At 60.5% G+C, this 25,951-nt stretch carries 32 protein-coding genes and 1 tRNA gene; 27 read left to right on the forward strand and 6 right to left on the reverse strand.

What is annotated here, in order from left to right; all coding sequences use genetic code 11:
- The first annotated feature begins 170 nt into the window (after nucleotides 1-170).
- The 4 genes from ctaA to CEW89_RS01755 are packed head-to-tail and all read left to right on the forward strand — an operon-like array spanning nucleotide 171 to nucleotide 4,234.
- The gene (gene ctaA / locus CEW89_RS01740; protein WP_096804679.1) at nucleotides 171-1,313 is read left to right on the forward strand and encodes a heme A synthase; all 1,143 of its coding nucleotides are present in this window, start codon (nucleotides 171-173) and stop codon (nucleotides 1,311-1,313) included.
- 25 nt (nucleotides 1,314-1,338) lie between these two features.
- A complete protein-coding gene (locus CEW89_RS01745) occupies nucleotides 1,339-2,823 on the forward strand; it encodes a carboxypeptidase M32 (RefSeq protein ID WP_096804680.1) in 1,485 nt (494 codons plus the stop codon).
- Entirely contained in the window at nucleotides 2,823-3,254 is a 432-nt protein-coding gene (locus CEW89_RS01750) for a PaaI family thioesterase (protein WP_096804681.1), read from the forward strand. Before CEW89_RS01745 ends, CEW89_RS01750 begins: the two co-directional genes overlap by 1 nt.
- Before the next feature lie 41 nt (nucleotides 3,255-3,295).
- A complete protein-coding gene (locus CEW89_RS01755; RefSeq protein WP_244906131.1) occupies nucleotides 3,296-4,234 on the forward strand; it encodes an SRPBCC family protein in 939 nt (312 codons plus the stop codon).
- A gap of 30 nt (nucleotides 4,235-4,264) precedes the next feature.
- On the opposite strand, the gene CEW89_RS01760 is transcribed toward CEW89_RS01755, so the two are convergent.
- From CEW89_RS01760 to CEW89_RS01770, 3 genes are read right to left on the reverse strand one after another with little or no spacing between them, the layout of a single operon-like run.
- The gene (locus CEW89_RS01760) at nucleotides 4,265-5,443 is read right to left on the reverse strand and encodes an HD domain-containing protein (protein ID WP_096804682.1); all 1,179 of its coding nucleotides are present in this window, start codon (nucleotides 5,441-5,443) and stop codon (nucleotides 4,265-4,267) included.
- Between the two features lie 7 nt (nucleotides 5,444-5,450).
- Entirely contained in the window at nucleotides 5,451-5,720 is a 270-nt protein-coding gene (locus CEW89_RS01765) for a hypothetical protein (RefSeq protein WP_066701574.1), read from the reverse strand.
- Nucleotides 5,721-5,726: 6 nt separating this feature from the next.
- Nucleotides 5,727-6,380 carry an alpha/beta hydrolase gene (locus CEW89_RS01770; RefSeq protein WP_066701575.1) on the reverse strand — a complete coding sequence of 218 codons (654 nt, stop codon included), beginning with the start codon at nucleotides 6,378-6,380 and terminating at the stop codon, nucleotides 5,727-5,729.
- Nucleotides 6,381-6,731: 351 nt separating this feature from the next.
- On the opposite strand from CEW89_RS01770, the gene iscR reads away from it, so the two are divergent.
- The 14 genes from iscR to CEW89_RS01840 all read left to right on the forward strand — a co-directional run bounded on the left by iscR (nucleotide 6,732) and on the right by CEW89_RS01840 (nucleotide 16,364).
- On the forward strand, nucleotides 6,732-7,193 hold the full coding sequence (gene iscR / locus CEW89_RS01775) for a Fe-S cluster assembly transcriptional regulator IscR (protein WP_066701576.1): 462 nt from the start codon (nucleotides 6,732-6,734) through the stop codon (nucleotides 7,191-7,193).
- Between the two features lie 39 nt (nucleotides 7,194-7,232).
- Complete coding sequence (locus CEW89_RS01780; RefSeq protein ID WP_096807096.1) at nucleotides 7,233-8,279, forward strand: cysteine desulfurase family protein; 1,047 nt, start codon at nucleotides 7,233-7,235, stop codon at nucleotides 8,277-8,279.
- Nucleotides 8,280-8,328: 49 nt separating this feature from the next.
- Nucleotides 8,329-9,858, forward strand: coding sequence for a Fe-S cluster assembly protein SufB (gene sufB, locus CEW89_RS01785; RefSeq protein WP_096804683.1), 1,530 nt, complete (start codon nucleotides 8,329-8,331; stop codon nucleotides 9,856-9,858).
- Nucleotides 9,858-10,103: a hypothetical protein gene (locus tag CEW89_RS01790; RefSeq protein ID WP_096804684.1), complete on the forward strand. Its 246-nt coding sequence runs from the start codon at nucleotides 9,858-9,860 to the stop codon at nucleotides 10,101-10,103. The genes sufB and CEW89_RS01790 overlap by 1 nt, the downstream gene beginning before the upstream one ends.
- Entirely contained in the window at nucleotides 10,100-10,411 is a 312-nt protein-coding gene (locus tag CEW89_RS01795) for a heavy metal-binding domain-containing protein (RefSeq protein WP_066701586.1), read from the forward strand. Before CEW89_RS01790 ends, CEW89_RS01795 begins: the two co-directional genes overlap by 4 nt.
- Before the next feature lie 3 nt (nucleotides 10,412-10,414).
- Nucleotides 10,415-10,627 carry a hypothetical protein gene (locus CEW89_RS01800; RefSeq protein ID WP_066701588.1) on the forward strand — a complete coding sequence of 71 codons (213 nt, stop codon included), beginning with the start codon at nucleotides 10,415-10,417 and terminating at the stop codon, nucleotides 10,625-10,627.
- Nucleotides 10,627-11,250: a hypothetical protein gene (locus CEW89_RS01805; RefSeq protein WP_096804685.1), complete on the forward strand. Its 624-nt coding sequence runs from the start codon at nucleotides 10,627-10,629 to the stop codon at nucleotides 11,248-11,250. Before CEW89_RS01800 ends, CEW89_RS01805 begins: the two co-directional genes overlap by 1 nt.
- 99 nt (nucleotides 11,251-11,349) lie before the next feature.
- Nucleotides 11,350-11,904: a hypothetical protein gene (locus CEW89_RS01810; protein WP_096804686.1), complete on the forward strand. Its 555-nt coding sequence runs from the start codon at nucleotides 11,350-11,352 to the stop codon at nucleotides 11,902-11,904.
- 129 nt (nucleotides 11,905-12,033) lie between these two features.
- Nucleotides 12,034-12,303, forward strand: coding sequence for a hypothetical protein (locus CEW89_RS01815; protein WP_066701594.1), 270 nt, complete (start codon nucleotides 12,034-12,036; stop codon nucleotides 12,301-12,303).
- A 135-nt stretch (nucleotides 12,304-12,438) separates the two neighbouring features.
- Complete coding sequence (sufC, locus tag CEW89_RS01820) at nucleotides 12,439-13,200, forward strand: Fe-S cluster assembly ATPase SufC (protein ID WP_066701596.1); 762 nt, start codon at nucleotides 12,439-12,441, stop codon at nucleotides 13,198-13,200.
- Nucleotides 13,200-14,495 carry a Fe-S cluster assembly protein SufD gene (gene sufD, locus CEW89_RS01825; protein WP_096804687.1) on the forward strand — a complete coding sequence of 432 codons (1,296 nt, stop codon included), beginning with the start codon at nucleotides 13,200-13,202 and terminating at the stop codon, nucleotides 14,493-14,495. Before sufC ends, sufD begins: the two co-directional genes overlap by 1 nt.
- Before the next feature lie 9 nt (nucleotides 14,496-14,504).
- Nucleotides 14,505-14,987, forward strand: a complete 483-nt coding sequence (locus CEW89_RS01830) for a hypothetical protein (protein ID WP_066701601.1) — start codon at nucleotides 14,505-14,507, stop codon at nucleotides 14,985-14,987.
- Nucleotide 14,988: 1 nt separating this feature from the next.
- Nucleotides 14,989-16,206 carry a cysteine desulfurase gene (locus tag CEW89_RS01835; protein ID WP_096804688.1) on the forward strand — a complete coding sequence of 406 codons (1,218 nt, stop codon included), beginning with the start codon at nucleotides 14,989-14,991 and terminating at the stop codon, nucleotides 16,204-16,206.
- Between the two features lie 81 nt (nucleotides 16,207-16,287).
- A tRNA-Arg gene (locus CEW89_RS01840) sits at nucleotides 16,288-16,364 on the forward strand.
- A 583-nt stretch (nucleotides 16,365-16,947) separates the two neighbouring features.
- On the opposite strand, the gene CEW89_RS01845 is transcribed toward CEW89_RS01840, so the two are convergent.
- Entirely contained in the window at nucleotides 16,948-17,361 is a 414-nt protein-coding gene (locus CEW89_RS01845; protein WP_244906132.1) for a hypothetical protein, read from the reverse strand.
- Entirely contained in the window at nucleotides 17,358-17,777 is a 420-nt protein-coding gene (locus CEW89_RS01850) for a hypothetical protein (protein WP_043870065.1), read from the reverse strand. Before CEW89_RS01850 ends, CEW89_RS01845 begins: the two co-directional genes overlap by 4 nt.
- Nucleotides 17,778-18,132: 355 nt before the next feature.
- On the opposite strand from CEW89_RS01850, the gene CEW89_RS01855 reads away from it, so the two are divergent.
- The 9 genes from CEW89_RS01855 (at nucleotide 18,133) to CEW89_RS01895 (ending at nucleotide 24,282) form a co-directional block, all read left to right on the forward strand.
- Nucleotides 18,133-18,441 (forward strand): hypothetical protein, encoded by a 309-nt coding sequence (locus CEW89_RS01855; protein WP_043870064.1) that lies wholly within the window; start codon nucleotides 18,133-18,135, stop codon nucleotides 18,439-18,441.
- On the forward strand, nucleotides 18,438-18,782 hold the full coding sequence (locus tag CEW89_RS01860) for a hypothetical protein (protein ID WP_043870063.1): 345 nt from the start codon (nucleotides 18,438-18,440) through the stop codon (nucleotides 18,780-18,782). Before CEW89_RS01855 ends, CEW89_RS01860 begins: the two co-directional genes overlap by 4 nt.
- A 277-nt stretch (nucleotides 18,783-19,059) precedes the next feature.
- Nucleotides 19,060-19,299, forward strand: a complete 240-nt coding sequence (locus CEW89_RS21140; protein ID WP_244906133.1) for a hypothetical protein — start codon at nucleotides 19,060-19,062, stop codon at nucleotides 19,297-19,299.
- A gap of 196 nt (nucleotides 19,300-19,495) precedes the next feature.
- Nucleotides 19,496-20,299, forward strand: a complete 804-nt coding sequence (locus tag CEW89_RS01870) for a hypothetical protein (protein WP_096804689.1) — start codon at nucleotides 19,496-19,498, stop codon at nucleotides 20,297-20,299.
- A gap of 34 nt (nucleotides 20,300-20,333) precedes the next feature.
- The gene (locus CEW89_RS01875) at nucleotides 20,334-21,140 is read left to right on the forward strand and encodes a transglutaminase-like domain-containing protein (protein WP_096804690.1); all 807 of its coding nucleotides are present in this window, start codon (nucleotides 20,334-20,336) and stop codon (nucleotides 21,138-21,140) included.
- A gap of 150 nt (nucleotides 21,141-21,290) precedes the next feature.
- Nucleotides 21,291-21,782, forward strand: coding sequence for a hypothetical protein (locus tag CEW89_RS01880; protein WP_096804691.1), 492 nt, complete (start codon nucleotides 21,291-21,293; stop codon nucleotides 21,780-21,782).
- An 82-nt stretch (nucleotides 21,783-21,864) separates the two neighbouring features.
- On the forward strand, nucleotides 21,865-22,935 hold the full coding sequence (hflK, locus tag CEW89_RS01885; RefSeq protein WP_096804692.1) for an FtsH protease activity modulator HflK: 1,071 nt from the start codon (nucleotides 21,865-21,867) through the stop codon (nucleotides 22,933-22,935).
- The gene (gene hflC, locus CEW89_RS01890) at nucleotides 22,932-23,951 is read left to right on the forward strand and encodes a protease modulator HflC (protein WP_096804693.1); all 1,020 of its coding nucleotides are present in this window, start codon (nucleotides 22,932-22,934) and stop codon (nucleotides 23,949-23,951) included. Before hflK ends, hflC begins: the two co-directional genes overlap by 4 nt.
- A 19-nt stretch (nucleotides 23,952-23,970) precedes the next feature.
- Nucleotides 23,971-24,282, forward strand: coding sequence for a hypothetical protein (locus CEW89_RS01895; RefSeq protein WP_028095103.1), 312 nt, complete (start codon nucleotides 23,971-23,973; stop codon nucleotides 24,280-24,282).
- Nucleotides 24,283-24,557: 275 nt separating this feature from the next.
- Here the strand turns inward: CEW89_RS01895 and nhaA are convergent, their stop codons facing one another.
- A complete protein-coding gene (nhaA, locus tag CEW89_RS01900) occupies nucleotides 24,558-25,874 on the reverse strand; it encodes a Na+/H+ antiporter NhaA (protein ID WP_096804694.1) in 1,317 nt (438 codons plus the stop codon).
- Between the last annotated feature and the right edge of the window lie 77 nt (nucleotides 25,875-25,951).

The following is a 25,951-nucleotide window of genomic DNA, read 5'->3' on the forward strand; positions in this document are numbered from 1 at the left end:
CCTTTTTGTCAGGTCACGGAGGGAACGCGGCGACGGTGGGGCGGGGTTCCCGTTGCTGCCCTCGCATTTCCGTGAGGCGGCGGGGTTTCGCCCCCGGATCGGCGCTATCGCGCTTGCCCTCCGGCTTCGCTCTGCCTAGGGTCTGCGCAGGCAACGACAAGAGGCGCAATATGGCCACAAAACGCAGCATTTTCGAGGACGTCGGCACCAATGAGAAGCCGAAGGAGACGCCAAAGGGCGGGTTGATCGAAAAAGGGCGCGGTGGCGCACGCAAGGGCATCCGGGCCTGGCTCATCGTGATTTTCGCGCTGGTCATGGCGATGATCGCGGTGGGCGGGCTGACCCGTCTGACCGACAGCGGGTTGTCGATCACCGAATGGAAACCGGTGATGGGGGCCTTGCCGCCAATGACTGCGGCTGACTGGCAGGTGGCTTTTGAGAAATATCAACAAACTCCTGAATATAGGCTGCAAAACGAAGGTATGACCCTGTCGGAATTCAAACCGCTCTTCTTGTGGGAATGGGGCCATCGCAACCTTGGCCGGGTGATCGGGCTTGTCTGGTTTCTGGGCTATGTGCGTTTTGCGGTTGCGAAAAAGATCCCGACCGGCTGGCACAAACGCCTGATCTTCATCGGCGCTTTGGGCGGGCTTCAGGGCGCGATCGGCTGGTGGATGGTGTCCTCCGGGCTGACCGGCGACCGGCTCGATGTGGCGTCCTACCGGCTGGCGATCCACCTTGGTCTGGCCTTCATTATTCTCGGTTTCATCGCCTGGTACGTGTTCCTTCTGGGCCGCACGGAGCCGGAGCTGATGCAGGCCCGGCGCGCGAAGGATGCCAAGCTGTTCGGCATGTCCACCGGCATGTTGCATTTCGCCTTTCTGCAAATCCTTCTGGGCGCGCTGGTGGCGGGTATCGACGCCGGGCGCGGCTATACCGACTGGCCGCTGATGGGCGGGCAGGTTCTGCCCCCCGATCCATTCTATATCGAGCCCCTGTGGCGCAATTTCTTCGAGAACCCGGCGCTGGTGCAATTTCTGCATCGGATGGCGGGGTATCTGTTGTTCATCTACGGCATCGTGACCTGGCTCAAGGGCCGCAAATCCGCCAACCGGGCGACCGCGAGCGCCTTCACCCTGATGGCCGCCGTGCTGTTCTTGCAGGTGATCCTCGGCATCACCACGCTGGTGCATGGCGCGCCGCTGGCGCTTGGTCTGGCGCATCAGGTCGGCGCGGTGGCGCTGTTCGTGGCGATTTCCCGCGCCCGTTTCCTGTCGCAATATCCGCAACCGCAATCCGTCCGTTCCGTTTAATCTTGAGACATCTGTGAGGCAAACCATGAGTGCTTTCGACGACCTTCTCGCCCACGTTCGCACCACCGAAGCCCTCGGCCAGATCGCCGGGCGGCTGTCGTGGGATCAGGAAACCGTCATGCCGCGCGGCGCCGCCGAGCAACGCGGCGAGGAATTCGCCGCCATCGAGAGCGTGTTGCACGCCCGTCGGGTGGATCCGCAACTGGGCGAGTGGCTGGCACAGATCGACGAGAGCGGTCTCGATGACTTCGGCCGGGCGCTGGTGCGTCACAGCCGCCGCTCTTATGCGCGTAACACCAAAGTGCCCGCCGATCTCGCCGCCGAACTGGCGCGCGTGACCTCGGTCGCGCAGGGCATCTGGGCCGAAGCCCGCGCGCGCGACGATTTCAACCATTTCGCACCCACGTTTGAAGAGGTGGTCAAGCTGCGCCGGGAAGAGGCGGCAGCTCTCAAAGAGGGCACGGATCACGCCGATCTCTGGGACGCGCTGCATCAGGATTACGAACCGGGCTCGTCCGGCGCGGAGTTGGACGCGATGTTCGGGGCGCTGCGCCCGCGTCTCGTGGCGTTGCGTGACAAGATCATGGGGGCGGATCAGCCCAAGGGTCTGACCGGCACCTATGACGAAGACAAGCAGATGGCGCTGACCGGCATTCTCGCCGGGGCCTTCGGTTACGATTTCGACCATGGCCGGATCGACAAGGCGGTGCATCCGTTCTCCTCGGGGTCTGGCCTCGACACCCGCATCACCACGCGCACCAACCCGGAAGATCCGCTCAATTCAATCTATTCGACGATCCACGAGACCGGACATGCGTGCTACGAACAGAATATTTGCCGCGACTATCTTTTGACCCCGCTGGGGGCGGGCGTCTCCATGGGCGTGCATGAAAGTCAGTCGCGGATTTACGAAAACCAACTGGGCCGTTCGCGCGCCTTCACCGAATATCTCTTCGGTCAGATGCGGGACATGTTCGGCGAGATCGGCATCGACACGGCGGAAGCTTTCTATGCCGCGGTCAACCGCGTGACGCCCGGCTATATCCGCACTGAGGCGGATGAGGTGCAATATAACCTGCATGTGTTGCTGCGTTTCGATCTGGAGCGCCGGATCATCAACGGATCGCTTGAGATCAAGGACCTGCCGGAGGCCTGGGACAGCCGGTTCGAGACGGATTTCGGCGTCAAGGTCGACAAGATTTCCAACGGTTGTTTGCAGGACGTGCACTGGCCGGTGGGGCTGTTCGGCTATTTCCCGACCTATTCTCTGGGCAATGTCTATGCCGGCTGTCTGCACAAGGCGCTGCGGGACGACATTCCGGATCTCGATGCGCAACTGGTGCAGGGCGATACCTCGGGCGCGACGGGTTGGCTGAAAGAGAATCTGCAACAGTTCGGCGGTCTGCGCGAGCCGCGTGACACCATCGTCCATGCCTGCGGTTTCGAACCCTCGGAAGTGCCGCTTTTGGACTATCTCGAAGAGAAATTCGCCGGGATTTACGGCTTCTGATGGCGCTTTTGATGGACAAGCCCGCGCTGGAAACGGTTCTGGCGCGGGATTTCGGCGATCTGGCGCGGCTTTTCGCGTTCGACGCCGTGAGTGAGGAGGCGCTGACCCTGCGCCTGACGCCCGAGGCCGGGCATATCCGCTCCGGCGGCACGGTATCCGGGCCGACCATGTTCCTTCTGGCGGATGTGGCGTTTTTCTTCGCGATCCTCTCGCAAGCGGGCGATGTGGCCATGGCGGCGACGACCAATGCCCATATCGACTTCCTGCGCAAACCCGCCGCCGATCAGCCGCTTCTGGGCGAGGCGCGGGTGCTCAAGCTCGGGCGCACCCTGTCGACCGGCAGCGTTACGATCCGCAATCCCGGCTCGGACCGGGTTCTGGCGCAGGCGCAGATGACCTTTGCCATGCCGCCCAAAGAGCACGCGATGTGAGCTTTGCAGAAGTGTCTTGAACGCCTGAGAGGAAACGGATTGTGCGGTTTGTAAAAAGTGTCCTGCCGCTGATCGTCCTCGTTGCTTGGATGATGGCGGTCTATCTTGTGACCCTCTCCACCGGCAAGGAGCTGGTCAGCCTGAGCTTTCTTCTGGGCTTTCCCTTCGTGGCCGGTGGGGTGATGGTCGCCTTTCGCCCGAAAGGCGCGTTCAAAAGCTTCATGGGGGCGATGGCATGGGTCGTGATCGTGATGATTGCGAGCCTGACCCTCTCGCGGATTTCCGGTCTGGAAGGGTTCATTTGTATCGCCATGGCCTGTGTGCCGATTCTGGGCGCAGGTCTTTTGGGAGGCGTGATCGGGGTGACCATTCAGCGGGTCAAGGCCGATCGCAAGACCACCACAGGTGTCTATCTCCTGCCGCTTCTGGCGGTTTGGGGGCTCGATCAGATTCCGACCGAGCCGCAGTTCTACACGATTTCGAACACGATCGAGATCGCGGCGCCGGTGGGAGATGTGTTCGATTTCATCAAGGAGATCCGAGACATCCGCCCCGAGGAGATCGACACGCGCGCCTCGCATCTTTTGGGTGTGCCAAAGCCGACGGAGGCGCTTTGGCTGGTCGAAGAAGACGGGGTGACGCGGCATTCGTACTGGGGGCCGAAGGTGCATTTCCTGGAGCGGATCACGCGCATCGAGCCGGATCGGCGGATCGAATGGCGCTTTGAATTCCCGGAGGGCTGGGCCGCCGAGGGGATCGAGGACCCGCATGTGAAAATTGGCGGAAAATATGTCGATGTGCTGAACGGCGGTTATCTGTTGGAGCCCTTGGGGAAGGGACGGACGCGTCTCGTTCTGACGACACGCACGCGGGACAGTTCCGGGATGGGTGCCTATGCGCGGTTCTGGCATCACTTTTTTATCGAGGATTTCCATATGGTCATCCTCGATCTGGTGAAGGCGCGACTGGAAACTGCATGAGCCCTTGCAGCGTGTTCCGTAGCGCTCTTGTCAGAGCGCGTTCCGTGCGACAAACCACGGTTCGCACTGGCTGCGGATATAGGGCCAGAGCTTTGGGCAGCCACGGGCGATCTTGACGCCGACGCGGCTGTCGAGCTGATGTAGCTTGACGTCATAGGTGCGCCAGGAGCCGCCATCGTCGGAGAGATTGTGCAGCACCGGCTGGGTGCGGTCGATGGATTTCGCATAGATCGCGGTGGGCGTCTCGGCGGCTTCGAACTCTTCCCAGATGGCGCGGAACATCCTGCCCTGATCCTCGGGCAAAAGGCCGAACAACCGGTCGGCGGCGCGCTGTTCGGCGTCTTCCTGTGCTTTAAGAGCTTCGGGTGTGACTGCGCCGTGGATCGGTGTGTCGCCCGCGTCCACTTCGACAATGTCGTGCAGCAGGAGCATCTTGAGCGCCAGCGCGATGTCCACTTTGTCCTGCGCGTGATCCGCGAGCGTCAGGGCGTAGAGCATGATGTGCCAGCTATGTTCGCCGGTGTTTTCCTTGCGCGAGCCATCGGCAATCGGCGTGGCACGGTAGACGGATTTGAGCCGGTCCGCCTCGCACCAGAAGGCGAAGCGTTGGGCGAGCACCGGATCGGTGGCCTCGCCCTCAAACGCCGCGCGGGTGAACTCGAACAGCTCCGGCAGGATGTCTTTCGCCTTCACGGCGCGGCCACGCCGCAGATTGCCGCCAACGATGTCGCGCTCTTCCTCAAGTTGTTCCGGCGCGCCGATGCTTTGCAGCGCAGGCGCGAGATAATCGACCGCCTTGGCAAAGCGCGCGGTCGGGGTCTCCATCGCCTCGAACTCTTCCCATGTGGCACGATACCGCGTGGCGAGATCCTCGGGCAACAGGCCATAGATGCGATCCGCGGCGGCCTTTTCCTGTGCCACGATCTGGTCGGTGTCGTAGAGGATATGGATCGGATGATCGCCCGCGTCTACCTCGACGATGTCGTGCAGGATCAGCATTTCGATCGCCCGGTCGAGATCGACGCCGGGACCGGCCATGGGGGCCATCAGAAAGGCGAGGAGACAGGCGTGCCAGCTGTGTTCGGCGGAGTTCTCGAAGCGCGAACGATCCATCAGCTGGTTGGCGCGCTCCACCGTCTTGAGCCGGTCGGCCTCCATGAGAAAGGCGTATTGGGCGTCGAGGCGGGGGGAGGCGCTGTCTTTGGGCATGGTTTTCCTAGTATTCGATGTCGTCCTCGGCGCCCGGCGGCGGGGCGGAGGCTGCGAGGCCAGCCTTGGCCTCGGCAATGCGTTTTTGCAGGTAATCCCGTGCGCGCTTTTCAGCAAGGCGCACACGGGCGGCGGTCATGAAGGCCTCCTGCGTGGTGATCGAGGAGGCGCCGAGCACGCGGGAGACGTCCTGGATGAGCTGGTCATCCTGAATGATGTCGAGCGCGTCGATCGTGTCTTTCGCCAGAGCGTCGGCGAGATCCTCCATGATCCCCATGTCGGATTACCTCGTGGTCTCGGTCAGGCGGCGGCGGACATATTGATCCACATTGCCGATCATCTCTTCCATGTGCGGGTCTTCGAAGAAATGCCCGGCACCTTCGATTTCCGTGTGCGTGATGGTGATGCCCTTTTGCTCGTGAAGCTTGTTCACCAGCGAATGCGTGTCTTTCGGCGGCGCGACGCGGTCGGCTGTGCCGTTGATGATCAGGCCAGAAGATGGGCAGGGTGCCAAGAACGAAAAATCGTACATGTTGGCGGGCGGCGCGACGGAGACGAAGCCGGTGATTTCCGGGCGGCGCATCAGAAGCTGCATGCCGATCCAGGCACCGAAGGAAAAGCCCGCGACCCAGCAATGTTTCGCGTTCGGGTTCATAGACTGCAGGTAATCGAGGGCCGAGGCCGCATCCGACAGCTCGCCCACGCCTTGGTCATATTCGCCCTGAGACCGGCCGACGCCACGGAAATTGAACCGCAGCACGGTGAAACCCATATTATGGAAAGCGTAATGCAGGTTGTAGACCACGCGATTGTTCATCGTGCCGCCGAATTGCGGGTGCGGATGAAGAATGATGGCGATGGGGGCGTCTTTTTGCGGTTGCGGGTGGTAGCGGCCTTCGAGCCGGCCCTCGGGGCCGGGAAAAATCACTTCGGGCATCTTGTCCCTGTCTCCTCATGTGGCGCCTGTCGGGTCGATGATCCCCGGCGCCGGTCGCGGCAGTCTGTCGGGCGCGGACGGGTCCAAGGTTTCGGGAGCCGTTTTGCGCATCTGGTCACACCGGCGCGGTTTATAGTTGACGAAATTGCTCAGGCTATTTAGAAGCGTTCTAAATTGACCGAAAGCAATGCACGCGCGGGTGGTATGGAGGTAAGGCCCCCACGCGGGCACGTCAATGTTTTTGCGACTGTTTTCGTCGCCCCGTGGCAAGGAATCGCGGGGAAGGGCGGTCGGAGCGTGAAAACCGGGGCGATTGCGGTGGCAAGCACTGTGTTGAAAAGGGGAAAGACGATGAAGCTGTCGACGAAAGGGCGGTATGCCATGGTGGCGCTTGCGGATCTGGCCTTGCAGCCGGAGGGCGGGCTTTTGTCGCTTGCGGAGATTTCCAAGCGCCAGGATATTTCTCTGCCCTATCTCGAACAGCTTTTCGTCAAACTGCGTCGTGCTGAACTTGTGACCTCTGTGCGCGGGCCGGGCGGCGGTTACAAGCTTGCGAAACCGGCGTCTGAAATTCGCGTATCGGATATTTTGGGCGCGGTGGACGAGACCGTGTCAGCGATGCATACGGGCGCAGGTGCCTCGGGCGGGGTGTCCGGCTCGCGGGCGCAGTCGATGACCAACCGGCTCTGGGAAGGGCTGTCGGCGCATGTCTACGTGTTCTTGCATCAGACCCGGCTGTCCGATGTGGTGAAAAACGAGCTGCGACCCTGTCCGGCGGTGCCGACATTGTTTGCCGTTGTGGATGAAGACTGACGGTCATTTTGAGTATTTGACCAGCAAAGGAAACCCGTGATCAGGACCCGCACATATCTCGATTGGAACGCCACAGCGCCGCTTTGTGGGGCGGCACGGGAGGCAATGATTGCGGCCATGGATGTGGTCGGCAACCCGTCGTCTGTGCATGGCGAGGGGCGGGCTGCGAAAGGTCTGATGGAGCGCGCCCGTGCGCAGGTCGCGGAGGCGTTCGGGGCGCATGGGGCGGATATCGTCTTTACCTCGGGCGCGACGGAGGCGGCGGCTTTGGCCTTGTCCGGCAAGGGCATGCATTGTGCGGCGGTGGAGCATGAGGCGGTGTCTTCGTGGTGCGACGCCGATCTTGCGGTGGATCGTTCGGGCCGTGTGACGGTCGCAGAGCCGGCAAAGAGCGCCTTGCAGATCGCCAATTCGGAAACCGGGATCGTCCAGACCCTGCCCGAAGGTTTGGCCGTCTGCGATGCGACGCAGGGCTTTGGGAAAATTCCGCTGGCCTTCAACTGGATGGGCTGCGATATGGCGCTGCTTTCGGCGCACAAGCTTGGCGGGCCGAAGGGCGTCGGCGCTTTGGTCCTGAAACAGGGCCTTGATGTCGAAGCCACCATCAAGGGGGGCGGTCAGGAGATGGGGCGCAGAAGCGGCACCGAGAATCTGATCGGCATTGCAGGCTTTGGCGCGGCTGCCGAACGCGCGGCCAAACAATTGGCCGAGGGCGTTTGGGAGGAGGTCGCGGAGAAGCGCGATTATCTTGAGGCGCTGTTGGCGGATGGGATGCAAGCCCCCATCTTTGTGGGCAAGAATGAGTCCCGTCTGCCCAACACGATGAGCCTGATCACGCCCGGCTGGAAGGGCGAGACGCAGGTGATGCAGATGGATCTGGCGGGGTTTGCCGTATCTGCGGGCTCGGCCTGTTCTTCGGGCAAGGTCAGGGCCTCGAAGGTGCTGACCGCGATGGGATCCAGCGACGAAGACGCGGCCTGTGCGCTTCGGGTGTCCATCGGGCCGGAGGTGACAAAAGAGGAATTGGAGCGGTTCGCCACAGCCTGGCTTTCCGCCTTTGGACGTTGGCGCAAACGCGCCGCATGAAACATAAGGCCATAAGGCCGACAGAAGACGCACATGAAGGAGTGATCCGATGATGGATGACATTCAGGTCAAGGAAGGGGTCGAGGAGGAAACGGTTGCGGCCGTGAAATCCCTCGCCGGGAAATACAAATACGGTTGGGACACCGATATCGAGATGGAATATGCCCCCAAAGGGCTGACCGAAGACATCGTGCGCCTGATTTCGGCCAAGAACGAAGAGCCGGAATGGATGACCGAGTGGCGTCTTGAGGCCTATCGCCGCTGGATCACTCTCGAAGAGCCGGATTGGGCGATGCTCGACTACCCGGAAATCGACTTTCAGGAGCAGTATTATTACGCGCGCCCGAAAAGCATGTCGGAAAAGCCGAAGTCGCTCGATGAGGTCGATCCCAAGCTGTTGGAAACCTACAAGAAACTCGGCATTCCGCTGAAGGAACAGATGATCCTTGCCGGTGTCGAAGGCGCCGAAGAGGTGGCCGCCGACGGAGACAATTCAGAGCGCAAGGTGGCGGTCGATGCGGTGTTCGACTCCGTCTCTGTGGGCACGACCTTCAAGGCCGAGCTTGAGAAGGCGGGCGTGATCTTTTGCTCCATTTCGGAAGCGATCAAGAACCACCCGGAACTCGTCAAGAAATACCTCGCTTCCGTGGTGCCGATTTCGGACAATTACTATGCGACGCTGAACTCCGCCGTGTTCTCCGACGGATCCTTTGTCTACATTCCGCCGAACACGCGCTGCCCGATGGAGCTGTCGACCTACTTCCGCATCAACGCGGAAAACACCGGCCAGTTCGAGCGCACGCTGATCATCGCCGACAAGGGCAGCTATGTGTCCTATCTCGAAGGCTGCACCGCGCCGCAGCGCGACACCGCGCAGCTTCACGCCGCTGTGGTTGAGATCATCATCGAGGAAGACGCCGAGGTAAAATACTCCACGGTTCAGAACTGGTTCCCCGGCGATGAAGAGGGCAAGGGCGGCATCTACAACTTTGTGACCAAACGTGCCGATTGCCGGGGCGACCGGGCCAAGGTGATGTGGACGCAGGTCGAGACCGGCTCCGCCGTGACGTGGAAATACCCGTCCTGCGTTCTGCGCGGCGACGACAGCCAGGGCGAGTTTTACTCCATCGCCATCACCAACAACTACCAGCAGGCCGACACCGGCACGAAAATGGTGCATCTGGGCAAGAACACCCGCTCGCGCATCGTTTCCAAAGGCATCTCGGCAGGCAAGGCGCAGAACACCTATCGCGGTCAGGTGTCGATGCACCCGAAGGCGAAAAACTCGCGCAACTATACCCAGTGCGACAGCTTGCTGATCGGGTCTGAATGCGGCGCGCATACCGTGCCTTACATCGAGGTGCGCAACAACTCGTCGCGCGTGGAGCATGAGGCGACGACGTCGAAGGTGGATGATGAACAAATGTTCTACTGCCGTCAGCGGGGCATGGACGAAGAAGAAGCCGTGGCGCTGATCGTCAACGGGTTCGCCAAGGAAGTGCTGCAAGCGCTGCCGATGGAATTCGCCATGGAGGCGCAGCAGCTTGTGGCGATTTCTCTGGAAGGGTCTGTGGGCTGATGATGCACCGTGGGGATCATGAAAGCGATGCGCCGGACATCTCCGGCATGATCGGTGGCACGCTCCGGGTGAAGCCGGGGACCAAGACCGTGATCTCCGCCATGATCAATCGTGATCTGGTCCTTGCCTCTGGCGTCGAGGCGGAACTGACCTGGATGGTGCAGAACAACGTCTATCTCAATGGCGGAACTCTCACCGGCAAGGGCTTGATCGGCGGCGAAATTTTGCATGAGGGCAAGCTATGATCGTAACCACGACCCCCTCCGTCGAGGGGAAAAAGATCACCGCTTATCGCGGCATCGTCACCGGTGAGGCGATCATGGGGGCGAATATCGTCCGCGATCTCTTCGCGCAGGTGACCGACATCATCGGCGGGCGCTCGAACGCCTATGAATCGAAACTCGCCGAGGGACGCGAAACCGCTCTGAGCGAGATGGAAGACAAGGCGCGCGCGCTTGGCGCGAATGCCGTTGTGGGTGTCGATCTCGATTACGAGGTGATCGGTCAGATGCTTATGGTGTCCGCCTCCGGCACCGCCGTGACTGTGGAGTAAGCCATGCATTTCGAGCTTTTGCCCTATTTTCTGATCAAATCCTCTGGCATCGGTGTCGGTATCTTCATCGGCCTGCTGATCGGCCTCGGCGTGCGCGCCAAGGGGGGCAATCGCGAGGGGCTGATCATGAATTCGGTCGTAGTGACGGCGCTTGTCGTCGGTCTCGCGGCGCTGGTGTTCACCGCGCTGATCCGCATGGTGAGCTATTCCGGCTGATGAGCGCAGAGCACGCCCATATCGCCCCGTTCGGCCCCGCAGGGCCCGAGCTGACCTTCCCGGAGGAGGTGGGCGACTATGTCTGTGCGCAATATGACCGGGCGGAGCGGATCGTCGAATACGGTTCCGGCGGTTCTACCGCTTACGGGGCGGCGCAACCCGGCAAGGCGATCTGGTCCGTCGAAGGCTCGAAAGACTGGCACGCCGCCATGGCCGCGCATTTCGAAGCGCACCCGCCCAAGGCCGAGCTGCATCTCATCCATGCCGACATCGGCCCGACCAAAGCCTGGTCCTACCCGTCGAACAACAATGGCTGGGCGCGCTACCCGGACTACTGTTTCGGGGTGTGGCTGCGCGCGGACCTTGTGGCGCCGGATCTGGTGCTGATCGACGGGCGGTTCCGCGCGGGGTGTTTTCTTGCGACTCTGGTGTCGATTACCAAGCCCACGCGGGTACTGATCGACGATTATGTCGGGCGCGAAGACAAATACGAGGGCATCACCCAATTTGCAGAGCCGACCGGGTTCCACGGTCGCATGGCGCAATTCGATCTGGAACCGGTCGAGAGCCTGCCCGCCACGGCGCTCTATCCGATCCTTAAACTGTTTCAGGGGAAGGCGTGACGATGCTCTCTTCCCTGACATACTCTATGCAGACGCCCGATTTTCGCCATGATCACATGGTAAACAGTCCCCTTACACAGCGTGGTAAAGGGTGTTGCGATGCATCAGCGCGAGGATTTCTACAGCCGTCTCGGACGCGTGACGCGCGCGCCGCAGGATGGGGTGCACAGGATGGGGCCCAGCCAGACGCGCAATCATGGCCGCAACCAGCACCTCAAGGAGATGCTGGCGCGGCACAAGGCGCAGGGCGTGCATGGTGCACCCGCGATCGAGCCGAATCTGAAACTCACGCAGGTGCTGTCCTATCTTCTGGCCTTCGCCATGGGCGGGCTGGCGGCGGTGATCGCGCGCTGGCTGCGGTTTCAGCTTTCGGACGGTATGACGCAGGTTTCGGCGGATCTCGATCTGGCGCTCGATGTGCTCTTCGCCATCGTGATCGCCTTCATTCTGCGCGAGGCGGTGTCGCTTTCGGCGGTGAAGCGCATGGGGGCGCAGGTCGCGGGCATCCTGCTGGCCATGGTGACCATGCACAATGTGGTGCACGAGATGCCGGACGTGTTTTCGCGCCTGTTCTCGCCGCAATGGGTCGCGCATGTGACCGACACGACGGAGCCGGGCACGCTGGCCTTCCGGGGCCACAGCTATCATCTCTGAACCGCGCAGATGCTGACGCAACGTCAGGTCTCAATGTCGTAACAATTTCTGTCTCGTGCCACGTTCTTTCCCAATTTCCCGATCAATCTGGTGAGGTCCAGAACAAGAGACGGGAAGAGGGGCAGGAACATGCAACCAGCACAACAGGCACAATTCGCCGAGCGCATTCAGCGCATCCAGTCGGGGGGGCCGAACACCTTTGCGACCGTCTATACGGGGCTGCAAGATGTCGACACGCCCGCGGGCAAGAAGGTTTCCGGGGTGCAGCACAAGAGCGCGCCGGTCGAGGGACGACTGTCTGCGGCTGCGCTTTTGAGCCTCGGGCTGAAATCCGGCTTGCTCAAGCTGGTGGCCTTGGGCTCCGGCATTCTTCTGTTTTTGCATTTCGCCGGGGTCTGAGCCATTGCGCTTTTTCCGGCGATGACCTCACCGGTGCCGGTCTGACGGCGGCGCCTCATTCGAACATGACAAACGCACATGCGCCTGCCGGGGTCCCGATCCCGCGCGGGCTCTCTTCCGTGAAAGGACAATAAAATGTTGGAAATCAAAAATCTCCACGTCAAGCTTGAAGAAGAGGATAAGCAAATCCTCAAGGGTGTGAACCTCACCGTCGGCGAAGGTGAAGTCCATGCGATCATGGGGCCCAACGGCTCCGGTAAATCCACCACCTCCTATGTGCTCTCGGGTCGCGACGGCTATGTGGTGACCGAGGGCGAAGTGATCCTCGACGGTGAGAACATTCTTGAGCTGGAACCCGAAGAGCGTGCCGCTGCCGGTCTGTTCCTTGCCTTCCAATACCCGGTCGAGATCCCCGGCGTGTCCAACATGACCTTCCTGCGCACCGCCGTGAACGCGCAACGCAAGGCGCGTGGCGAAGAGGAGCTGTCGGCGACCGACTTCCTCAAAACCGTGCGCGCCAAGGCGAAAAGCCTTCAGATCGACGCCGACATGCTGAAACGCCCGGTCAACATGGGCTTCTCGGGCGGTGAGAAAAAACGCAACGAGATCCTGCAAATGGCCATGCTGGAGCCGAAGCTCTGCATCCTCGACGAAACCGACTCCGGGCTTGACGTCGACGCGATGAAACTGGTCTCCGAGGGCGTCAACGCGCTGCGTGACGGCAAGCGGTCTTTCGTGGTGATCACCCACTACCAGCGCCTTCTCGATCACATCAAACCGGACGTGGTTCACATCATGTATGACGGTCGCATCGTGAAAACCGGCGGGCCCGAGCTGGCGCTCGAGGTGGAGCATAACGGCTACGCCGATCTGCTGGCCGAGGTGGAGAAGGCCTGATGACACGTGCGGAACTGAAACAGAAGAAACTGGACGCGACGGCGGCGCGGGTCGAGGGTATGACCCTTCCCGCGGGCGCGCCCTGGGCTGAGGCCCTGCGTCAGGATGCGCTCAATCGGCTGTTGTCCATGGGGCTGCCGCAAGGGCGCGACGAATATTGGCGCTGGACCCGTCCGGACAGCCTGAACGCCGCCGAGGCGCCGAAAGCCGCCGTGTTCGTGGCGAGCGAGGCGCCGGTGTTCTCTGGGCTCGATCGGATCAAGATTGTCTTTGTCGATGGCGTGTTCGATCCTGAAGCTTCTGACGCGCTCGAGGGCGAAAACCTTGAGATCATGCGTCTTTCCGATGCGCTCTCCTCCGACATCCACTGGGTGAAGGACGCTTACGGCGTTCAGGAGAAAAAGGCGCAGGACCCGGTCGAGCGCCCGTTTGCGACGCTCAACACTGCTTTCGCCACGGACGGCATGGTCATCCGCGCCACCGGCAAGGTCGCGAAACCTGTGTCGCTTGTCTACCTGCACAAGAAAGAGACCTCCGACGCCATCCTGCACCACGTGATCCGCGTGGACGAAGGCGCCGATCTGACGGTGCTCGAAAACGGCCCGGCGGCGGCGCGGTTCAACAAGGTGATGGAAGTCGATGTGGCGGATAAAGCCGCTTTCCACCATGTGCGTGCCCAAGGCCGCGATCATGAGCGCCGCGCGGTGACCCATGTGTTTGCAACCGTCGGGCAGGAGGCTCTGTTCAAAAGCTTCACCATGACCGCCAACGGCGTTCTGACCCGCAATGAGGTGTTCATCGACATCGTCGGCGACGACTCGGTCGCGCATGTCGCGGGCGCGGCCATGGGGGACGGCGATTTCCTGCATGACGACACCGTGTTCATCACCCATGACGCCGAGCGCTGCGAAAGCCGTCAGGTGTTCAAGAAGGTGCTGCGGAACGGGGCCAAAGCCGTGTTTCAGGGCAAGATCTTGGTGAAACCCGAGGCGCAGAAGACCGACGGTTATCAGATTTCTCAGGGCCTGCTTTTGGACGACAACAGCCAGTTCCTCGCCAAGCCCGAGCTGGAGATCTACGCCGATGACGTCGCCTGTTCGCACGGCTCGACTGTGGGGGCGATCGACGATGAGGCGCTGTTCTACCTGCGCTCGCGCGGGGTTCCGGCGTCCGATGCGACCGACCTTCTGACGCTGGCGTTCTTGGCCGAAGCCATTGAGGAGATCGAGGATGCGGCCATCGCCGAAGACATCCTGCATCGTCTCGAAGGCTGGCTGAAACGCCGCCGCAAGTAAGGGGCATCCATGGGCGTCGTCACCGACATCGCGAAAAGCTACCGCGCGCCACGGGCCGTGCTCCGGCATCGGCTCGCGGGCGAAACCGAGGGCGGTGCGCTCGTGACCCTGATGCTCGCTTGCGGGCTGATCTTTGTGGCGCAATGGCCGCGGTTGTCGCGCGTGGCCTTCGAGACCGGCCAAGAGGTGCAGATGCTCATGGGCGCGACGCTCCTGAGCTGGCTCTTCATCATGCCCTTGGTGTTCTACGTCCTCTCCGGGATCGTGGGTTTTGCCCTGCGTCTCATGGGGGCCGCGGCCTCGGGGTTCGAGGTGCGTCTGGCGATGTTCTGGGGGCTTCTCTGTGCGGCCCCTCTGTGGCTCCTTTGGGGGCTGACGGCGGGGTTTGTCGGGCCGGGGGCCACGACCAATGGCGTGGGCGTTCTCGCCCTTGTCGCCTTGATTTACTTCTGGGGCGCGATGCTTGCGGAAGTCGTGAAGAAAGAGAGCTGACATGTTCGATGTCGCAAAAATCCGGGCCGATTTCCCGATCCTCGCGCGCGAGGTCAACGGCCAGCCGCTGACCTATCTCGACAATGGTGCCTCCGCGCAAAAGCCGCAGGTGGTGATCGACGCGATCACCCAAGCCTATACGTCGGAATATGCCAATGTTCACCGTGGCTTGCACTTCCTGTCCAATCTGGCGACGGACAAGTACGAGAACGTACGGCAGGTGGTGGCCAAGTTCCTGAACGCGGGCCATGAGGATGAGATCATCTTTACCTCGGGGACGACCGAGGGGATCAATCTCGTGTCCTATGGCTGGGGTGCGGAACATCTCTGCCCGGGCGATGAGATCGTGCTGTCCGTGCTCGAACACCACGCCAATATCGTGCCCTGGCACTTCCTGCGTGACCGTCAGGGCGTTGTGCTCAAATGGGTCGATTGCGCGCCGGACGGATCGCTCGATCCGCAGGCGGTGATCGACGCCATCGGGCCGAAGACGAAACTCGTCGCGATCACGCAAATGTCCAACGTCACTGGCACGCGGGTCGATGTGAAAACCATCTGCCATGCCGCGCGCGCGCGTGGCGTGGCGACGCTGGTCGATGGCTCGCAAGGCGCGGTGCATGGCCCGGTCGATGTGCAGGACATGGGCTGCGATTTCTATCCGATCACCGGGCATAAGCTTTATGGGCCAAGCGGGTCGGGCGCGATCTATATCCGCGCCGAGCGTCAGGCCGAAATGCGCCCCTTCCTCGGCGGTGGCGATATGATCGACACGGTGACGAGGGACAGCGTGAGCTACGCCAAACCGCCTTTGAAATTCGAGGCCGGCACACCCGGCATCGTTCAGACCATCGGCATGGGCGTCGCGCTCGATTACCTGATGCAGATCGGCATGGAGAACATCGCCGCCTATGAGGCCGAACTGGCCGCCTATGCGACGGCGAAGCTTCAGAACCTCAACTGGCTCAATGTGCAGGGCACGGCACCCGGGAAGGGGGCGATTTTCTCCTTCACCATGGAAGGCGCGCACCCGCATGACATCTCGACCGTTCTGGACAAAAAGGGCGTCGCGGTGCGGGCCGGGAGCCATTGCGCCATGCCTTTGATGCAGCATCTGGGCGTCACCGCGACCTGCCGCGCGTCCTTGGCGATGTACAACACAACGGACGAGATCGACCGTCTGGTCGACGCGCTTGAGCTTTGCCGAGAATTCTTCGGATAAGATGATTTGCCGGGCGTGAAAACCGATTGCACGCCCGGCACGCATCGCCTATAGACAGGCGCACTGACGCGGTCAGCCCGCGCACCCATAGCTCAGCTGGATAGAGCGCTGCCCTCCGAAGGCAGAGGCCAGAGGTTCGAATCCTCTTGGGTGCGCCATTTCATATTTTTCCCTCTGAAACACCTCTAAGGCCTTGAGTATTAAGGTGATTTTGGGAGTTCGAATACCTTTTTCACGGGAATAGATAATTGGCTTCATAAAGGCCAAACTCAGGGCGATCCGCTTCCATGCAAAATTCCCCTCCTGCCAAATCCTTTGTGGGTGTTGAATGACAGAAGAACCTGCAGGAAGTGCGAAGTGGCCTGCTGGAACTTCGGGCAAGAAAAGTGCTACACCGTGCAGCCGGCGCTACATTCTGTAACGCCGGGGTCAAAAACGGCGCTGAATGGGACCTAAACGAGGAAAACGCATAAAATGGCGAATCCAAAAAAACAGGACAAATCAGGTTTTCCCGACGTTCGGCACGCTGCCCGCCTGTCCGTTGCGCCGATGATGGATTGGACGGGTTGATTTGAAAAATCCGTTTATTTACAATGTGAAAGAGTATTTTTCATGTACCAAGTACCAAATTTTTTGCGGCGCGATGCTCCCCTGAAGGCAAATTGGGCTCTGTTGCCTTCAGAAAACCTAGACCTGATGATCGCGGAGTGAGCTGGCTGGCTCTCTTATCTCTCCCGCGGCTCAGACAACTAGAGTTTGCTGGTGTGACGTGCGGAGCCAGCCACCCGCATCGTTCAGATATGTGGAGGCGCAAAGTGCTTCATAGATGGGCAGATCGGGCTTCTCAGCGGAGGCATGGTAGCTGAGAATGACAATGTCACCACATTGCGTTGCTCTGCGCCCAGTCATCGCCACGGACCGCCAGCCGGTTCTGCGCTTCAGGCCGTGCCAGATCTGCTCACCCTGTAGGATACCCGGAGGGTATGGAAAGATCATGATAGCGTTTTCCGCGGTTGTCGCGCGCGCGTTGTCGGAGTCACTGGTCCAGAAGCGCTCTTCCATATCCCAGAGAATTTCCTGATCCGTTGGAGAGGGCTTGCCGATCTTATTTGCGGCATGCTCGAGAGTAGTCTTTCGCGGCACGGAGAGGGTCATTCGGCTGTCTCCCATGTACCGGAAAGGATTACCTGGATCAGGATCAGTATCACGACCGCCACTGACAGGATTGTTCCCGGCGAGAAGGCGATGCCCTTATGCAACGCATCGCTAAAACTCGTAGCGGCCGGTGCGGCACCCGGAAGGAGAGGGGCAAGGGTGCGGGCCACCTCTCCATTCTCCGTCGCGAGTGCAGGCACGTCTTTGCAGCGTGACAGCAGCGTTCCCAATCGCGAAACCGCAGCTTGACGACCCGAAGACGCAAGCTCGGCGGCCACTTCCCATGGATCGAGCTCTAGCCTGGCAAGCGCTGAGAGCACGGTCACGATGGAGCCATCTCGGTCTTCGCCGACGGAGGCGAAGAGAAACCGTTCCAGTGCGGGGTCATGGGGGTTGAGAATATCGGCTGCGGACATCGTTGTTTCCTCGATATATGTGATATATGGCTCCGGATCGCGGCAGGTTTAGACGCAGAACGATTTGGTTCGCCAAGACCGACCGAGGATATTTCGGATTGCTTTGATCCTGCCCGAATCCGGCCTTATGCGGGCTGACGCAGATCAGTCTGCCGCCAAGCCGTCGTTCCTGACCGCCATACCGGCCCCGGCCTTGTCTGCAAGCTCACCATTGCGAGCGAGGCTAACATGGGTCAGCGCGTGAATTCCTATCACCAGGTAGAAGCATTGATACCAGCAAGCTGAGCCTCCTTCCCGAAGCCAGGGAGGGCTCGGACTTGGTGCTGGACCCCTGCAGGTTGCACGGAGATCAGGTATGGCCATGCGCTCGACCAATTCGACTGTGACGTTCAAACACCCGTTTTTCTTGTCCGGTTACACGGATGAATTGCCCGCTGGCGATTATGACGTGGTCGTTCAGGAAGAGCTTTTGGAAGGTCTCAGCTTCGCGGCTTACCGAAGGACGGCGACGTATCTGACCGTACGAGGAAAGGGGCAAAGGGCTGGACGGGTCGAACTGCGATCGACCAGCGAGCGAGATCTGGAAACGGCACTTGGCTTGGACCGGAGATTTCCGACCCGAGATAGCGAGACGGCGCTTTCCCCGTCGGAGGACTTGAAATGAACACTCCCGAATGGCTCAAACCCGGCATCTACGGCGCCGTAATCGGCGCGGTCATTGTCGGTGTCGTCGGATTTACATGGGGCGGCTGGGTGACCGGCGGAACTTCGAGCGACAGAGCCTTGACCATGGCCCATGAGGATGTTGTCGCGGCCATGGTGCCCGTTTGTCTGGAAATGGCCCGGACCGATCCGGAGCGGGCCGCAAAGATGGAAACAATCAAGGCTGCGTCAACTTACCAGAGGCGCGACGCGCTTATGAAGGCGGGATGGGCGACCGTACCCGGCACCGACGCTCCGGACCGCGACATCGCGCAAGCTTGTCTCGCAAAGCTCCAACTTTAGAGCCTCCGAATGCAACAGTCCCCGGATATCGGCAACGAAAAGACCCTGCCCGCGATGGAACAGTCTTCCGCTTCCCGAGTTAAGAGAACCGAGCTCGAACGTCGCGTGCTCGCTCATGAAAGGGTCCTTCAGGCGCTGATCGCATACATGTCCCGAACTGAGCCGCGGTTTGTCGATCATCTGAGAGAACGGTTCGTGGAACCGATGCGCATGGCTCAGCACGAGCACGACTATCGGGGGGGCCGACGACTATGCGGAAGAATTCATCCGCGCCGTGATGCTTCTCGGTGAACCGCGCCAGCCGCCGGTCCATCCGTCGGAGGCTGCGAAACGCGCTAGCGCCTCTGAAAACGATAGATTGGAGGGCTCCGATCCGCATGCGCAACGCGACCAGGTTCTGGTCAAGCAGAGAAACGGCATATGGCAAGTGACGGTCAATGGCGTCTTTCGCGGCGACTACCACCAAGAGGAGCACGCCAACGCAGCTGCGGCATTGTTGAATCTGTCCCTGCCATGACCCTCGGCGTTCAACCTACTGGACCGAGCGAGTTTGCGATCCAGGCAGCCGAGAACGAAGGCATGCCGACAAGACCGGATGCTGCGCCTGTGTTGCCGACTGTCTCGGCGGCGGAGCAGCAAACGGAACACTTCAGCCGATGCGCTCGAAATCCCACAAGCAAACGAACCGCCCCAGAACTTGAAGGATGGAGCAAATGGAACGCGATGAACATCCACATAGCAGGCCCCCTAGGCGCCTTATTTCGAAGCTGGCGGCGGCGGCCGGCATGATCGCCTCTCTCGCGTTTCCGGTCTTTGCGCAGGACGGGACCGGACCGCTCCCGGAGAACGCGCGGGCACGCAGTTATGGCGGAGGGTGGAACTGTGACGTGGGCTACCGGGTGGATGGCGCTGAATGCGTTGCCATCGACATGCCGGAGAATGCTTATGCGACGGGTCGATCCTACGGAACGGGGTGGGAATGTCGCCGCGGATACGAAGAGAGGGGTGAGGCATCGTGCGCCCCCATCCTTGTGCCCGCCCACGCCTTCCTGCAATCTTCAGGTTTCGACTGGCAGTGCGAACGCGGATATCGGCAAGACCGCGAAACCTGCGTGCCAATCATCCTGCCGGAACACGCATTTCTCACCGAAGATCCCGGGGGCACCGGCTGGACCTGCGATCGCGGCTTTGCAGCGGGCGATGGCGCGTGCGTTCCAATTGCCGTGCCGGATAACGGCTACCTGACCAACACCGATTACGGCGATACATGGCGTTGCGAAAGAGGCTTTTCCGAGGTTGACGGTCGCTGCGATGCCATCGTGTTACCGGCCAATGCCTTTCTGGACACGGATTCGTATGGGCCGGGATGGCGCTGTGAGCGAGGATACGAGCGCAAGGATCGCAACTGCGTCGTGATCGTTATGCCGGAGAACGCCCATCTCGATCGATCAGGCAATCGCTGGAGTTGTGACCGAGGCTTTCAATTGTCCGATGGGGTCTGTGCTCGTGGACGATGATCTACACGCCTTTGGCCCTTCTCGAGCGTCCAGCATGCGTGTGAGCATAGGATGCCGTCTGCGCTACGCGTTGAGCCAGCCGACGCCATTGATCGCGATGTTGAATGTGCACTACTCGCGCTTCGGTGATCTGGAGCGCGCCGACTATCTCGTGACCTCTCCCAGCGTCCCGCTCGAAAGCTACCGTGACGGATTCGGAAACTGGTGCACGCGCATGGTGGCACCAGCGGGCGATTTCACCTTGTCTTCGGATGGCGTTTTCCGGGATGGCGGGTTGCCCGACCCAGTTGCGCCGGGGGCGGTCCAACACGCGGTTCAGGAGCTGCCTTTCGAGACGCTCGTCTATCTGCTCGGCAGCCGATATTGCGACACGGATCTTCTTTCCGACGAAGCCTGGCGGCTGTTTGAGAACACAAAGCCCGGATGGGCTAGGGTCCAGACGATCTGCGATTTCGTCCACGAGGCTGTGGCTTTCGACTATATGCAGGCGAATGCGACCCGCACAGCCTCTCAGACGCTTGCCGGCCGGGCCGGTGTTTGCCGTGATTTTGCGCATCTCGCCATCGCCTTCTGCCGCTGCATGAACATTCCGTCCCGCTATTGCACGGGCTATCTGAGCGATATTGGCGAGCCGGAGCCCTATCCGCCCGGAGATTTCGCTGCCTGGATGGAAGTCTTTCTCGATGGTCGCTGGTGGGTCTTCGATCCGCGCAACAACACACGGCGCACCGCGAGGATCCTGATCGCGCGCGGCCGGGATGCCGCGGATGTGCCTTTGACGCAGACCTTCGGGCCAAGCACGCTGTTGGAGTTCCGGGTCTGGACCGATCAATTGACCTGATCGGGCCTCAATCCAAGTGGTTGGCCATCAGGCGATCACGGCTCTGATCCTCTCTGAGGCAAGGCTCTGGATTTGCAGGTCTTCCAACGCAGGGGAGGCCGCTGGCGGAACATGAGATCACCGAATTGACCGTAAATAAGGAGGACGCAGATGGAACACCCCAAACTAAAGAGCGTTGCGGTGTTTTCGAGACCGTTCACTGTCCCGGGTTTTGACGAAATGCTGCCGGCCGGAGCCTACGAGATCGAAACCGAGCTGAGTGCGCCGCCCGATGACCGCAACCCCGATGCCTGGAAGGCCTCGGTTCTGGTAGACCTGCATCCGCGAAATTCGCATCCTGGACTGTCAAGGACCTTGATGGTTTCTCTGGCCGACCTCGATGCGGCCCACGCAAAAGACGAACTTACCGGGAAAGAACTCACGGAGTTCTTCCTCGAAGAGGTGTTGGCCAACCCGATGGTGCAGCTGGTTATGCAGGCCGACGGTGTCTCTGAAGTGCAGCTTCGGCATCTCTACTCAGGCAAACGTTCGTCTGAGGTCGGCTCTGATACCGTGACACCCATCCGTGAAGCTAGAACTCCGCAGGACAAGTCTGCGATTCAGGCTGCGGAGAACGAAGGAATGCCGCCGCGGTCAAATTGAGCCGCGCGTCGTAGTACGCACGCCGACACTTCGGCTCCCGGTTTCCCCTGAGTTGGCCGTGCTAGAAAAAGAGGAAAACACCATGACTGATCATGAGGATGACAGCCCAGAAGATCGAGGTCCTTGGAACACCCGACAGAAGCGTGCTCCACCAGAGATCGATGCCATTCTCCGCCAGGGTCGCGAACGCATGGGTGGCCTGTTGCCAGGTGGGCTGCCGCCCGCCAAGAGCATCGCGGTGGTGGGGGCCGTTGTTTTCTTCGCAGTTGTCGCCTGGTCGTCCTACTACACGGTTCCGAGTGACTCCGTTGCAGTGGTCCAGCGATTTGGAAAATACACCGCTGAGGTTCCGCCGGGGCTTCACTTCAAATTTCCGCTTGGAATCGATGTGGCGACGCTGGTTCCCGTGAAACGTCAGCTGAAACAGGAATTCGGCTTTACAACACCGGGTGCAGGGGATCCGTTTCAAAGCCCGGTCGATGGCCGCCGCGAAACCGAAATGGTAACCGGGGACCTGAACGCCGCTCTCGTGGAATGGGTGGTGCAATACCGGATATCAGAGCCCCTGAAATTCCTCTTCGAGGTGCGTCAGCCGGGCGCGACGCTTCGCTATGTCTCCGAATCGGTGATGCGTGAGGTTGTCGGCGACCGCACGGTCGACGAGGTCATCACCATAGGCCGACAGGAGATCGAAAGCGAAGCTCTTCTGAAGATGCAGGCGCTGACGACCAAGTACGCGATGGGGATCAGCATCGATCAGGTGCAGCTCAAGAACATCAACCCGCCCGAACCGGTTCAGGCCTCTTTCAATGAGGTCAATCAGGCGCAGCAGGAGAAGGAGCGCTTGATCAACGAAGCGCGCCGCGAATACAACAAGGTCATTCCGCTGGCCGAGGGCGAGAAAGACCAGCGCATCCGCGAGGCCGATGGCTATCGCCTAAAACGCATAAACGAGGCTGAAGGTGACGCCGCACGGTTCACCGCGCTTCTGGCCGAATACGTGAAGGCGCCCGAAGTCACGAGGCGGCGCATCTATATCGAGACGCTGCAGGATGTGCTGCCAGGGATAGGGTCGAAGATCATCGTCGATGGCTCGACCGCGAGCATTCTCCCGCTTCTGACGCTCGATCGGGCTCGGGGGGATAAGCCATGAAAATGAAATCTGGCATTCTTGCAGGTCTCGCCGTTGCGGTTGTCGTGACCGCGCCGAGAGCCTTCTATACGGTTGGCGAGGTCGAACAGGCGATCATTACGCAATTCGGCAAACCCGTTGGAGAACCGATCACGACAGCCGGCCTCAAGCTGAAACTCCCCTTTATTCAGGAGGTCAATCGGATCGATCGCCGGGTTCTCGAGTGGGACGGCAATCCTTCGGACATGCCAACCAAGGATAAGCTCTATATTTCCGTGGACTTGTTCGCCCGTTGGAAAATTACAGATCCGTTGCAGTATTTCCTGCGCCTGCGCGACGAGCGGAGCGCGCAATCGCGGCTCGACGACATTCTCGGCAGCGAGACCCGCAATGCCGTCGCCAAGCACGAGCTGATCGAGATCATTCGAACAACGAAAGGCAGGGTGCCGCTGCGGGACACGCTCCTGACGGATGAAGAACGCGCGCAGGACATCGGTGCGCTGGTTCCCATACAGAAGGGCCGGGCAATGGTGGAGCAGGAGATCTTCACAGCCGCCGCAGAGAAGGTCCGTGTCTTTGGGATCGAACTGCTCGACATCCGCTTCAAGAGGATCAACTACAACGAAAGCGTGCGTCCGAAGATCTATGATCGCATGATTTCGGAGCGACGTCAGATCGCCGAGCGTTTCCTGTCCGAAGGCAATGGCGAAGCCGCGCGTATCCGCGGCAACCGCGTGCGGGACCTGAACAAGATCCAATCCGAAGCCTACCGGGATGTGGAAGAAATCCGGGGCCTGGCAGATGCCTCGGCGGCGGACATCTATGCAAGAGCCTACAACATCACTCCCGAGGCCGCTGAATTCTACGCGTTCACGCGAACCATGCAGGCCTACAAGGATATGATCTCGGGCGGAACGACACTTGTTCTCACGACCGACAGCGATCTCTTCGGATACCTGAGGGCAATGGAAGGAGAAACGTCAGGCACAGGGGCTGACCCTGCCCGTGCAGGGGCCGAAGCGTTGGTCGAACGATGATACCAGGGAGACAATAGCGATGACGGACGATCCGGTTGACCTCGATACAAGGCGAAGCGCCGAAGGCCGGATCGCGGCCGACATCCGGCGACACTCCCTGAAGGATTTCGAAGCCGATCAAAGAGCGCTCCGCTTGCGGCAGGAGGAACTCGAAGTACAGCTCCTCGCCCAACCCGCCGCCAACTGGCATGAGGCAGCGCTCAAAGCGCAGTATCTGATACGGCGCTACTCGGAAACTGCCGAAGCCAGTGACGCCCGGCGACAGGAACTCATCGAGCGCACGCTTGGTGATCTGGCACGGCTGATTGAAGAGGATGGCGCAGATCGATGACCGAACTCGTGGATCAGGACAATGGGCCTGTGCGGGCCATCGACGATGTCCCGAAAGAGCGTCTTTGTCTCCGTTGCCGCACGCCCTTTCCGAGTGAAGGCTTCGGGGAGCGGATTTGTCGGCGGTGCAAAGCGTCGCACTCATGGCAAACGGCGGTGCAACCTGTCCGCTCGTCAGGGCGCCGGTGACAGCTGTATTGCAGCGCCCTGGCCCAAATCCAAAATCCTGGGCACTCCAAAAGGCTGCAGTCTCTGAGCGTCGTCATGGGTTGCGTATCATGTCCTCGTCTCGAGCCGTGTCAGTTGAAGCAGTATCAGTGTGCCGATTGTCGCAGCGAAGGCCGATCCTGACAGGATTCCTAGTTTGGCAGCGTTAAGCATCGTCGCATCGAAGGCCAGATCCGCGATGAAGACCGACATCGTGAACCCAATCCCCGCCAGAAACGAGCCGGCCACGATGAAGGGCCAGGACAGGCCCGGCGCAAGCACCGCAATGCCGGAACGAACTGCAAGCCAGCTGAAACCGAGTACGCCGATTGGCTTTCCCAATAACAATCCCGCAATGACCGCCAGAGTGACTGTTTGTTGGAAATCCGCACCCTGAAACATGATTCCGGCATTAGCCAGCGCGAAGATCGGCATGATTGCAAATCCGACCCAAGGGTGCAGTATCATCTCGAGACGCTCGACTGGAGAGACGGATTCCGTGACCGCTGTCCCTGCCTGGAGAAGGTCATGGCGTTCTGTGGTGTCGCCACTCCAATGCTCGCCGGCAGGATGGGCCAGCAACCGCCCCAGGATCCCGCGTAGACGTGCATCGCTGACCCAGACCCGGGTGGGTGTCATGAGGCCCAGAATGACGCCAGCGATGGTCGCATGGACGCCGGATGCATCAACACTTAGCCAGATTCCAACTCCCAGCAATGAATAGACCGGAACACTTCTGACTCCGAACCGCGAGGCGCTTGCAACGACACCAATTCCCAGCAGACCCAACCCGAGTGCCGACCAGTTCAGGGCTTCTCCGTACCCGAGCGCGACCACGACAATCGCGCCGACATCATCGAATATCGCCAGCGAGAGCAAGAAGAGACGCAGGGTAGGTGGAACCCGGTTTCCGAATAGCGCGAGGCACCCGATTACGAATGCCGTATCGGTTGCCATAACGGTTCCCCAACCATGCAGTCCGGATTCTCCGGACATCAACGCCAAATACATTGCGACTGGAACCACCATGCCGCCCACGGCCCCCGCCAGAGGCAAGGCGACTTGTCGAGGATTTCTCAATTCTCCCAGAACGATTTCCCTCTTGAGCTCGAGCGAGAGCACAAAGAAAAAGAGCGTCATCAATCCGTCATTGACCCAGTGGCGCAGGGAGCGGCTGAAATCCCATGAGCCGAATGTCAGGCCGATACGAGTTTCCCAGAAATCCAGAAAAACGCGGTGCCAAGGCGAATTCGCCAGTCCCAACGCCAGCAACACCGCCAGGAAAAGAAGGGCACCCGCTGCCGCCTCGATTTTCAGAAAGCGTGCGAAGGGTCGCGCGAGCGTGTCGGCGGCCTCATGGGGCAGAGATGCTAGTTTGTCGATCATTGGACCGATTTCCCTTTTTTCCACTCTGAGGGACAGTGCCTCCGCACACTCAACCAGGGTCCGTTTCCTTGTCCCTC

This window comes from Celeribacter ethanolicus (assembly GCF_002407265.1).
Lineage (GTDB): Bacteria > Pseudomonadota > Alphaproteobacteria > Rhodobacterales > Rhodobacteraceae > Celeribacter > Celeribacter ethanolicus.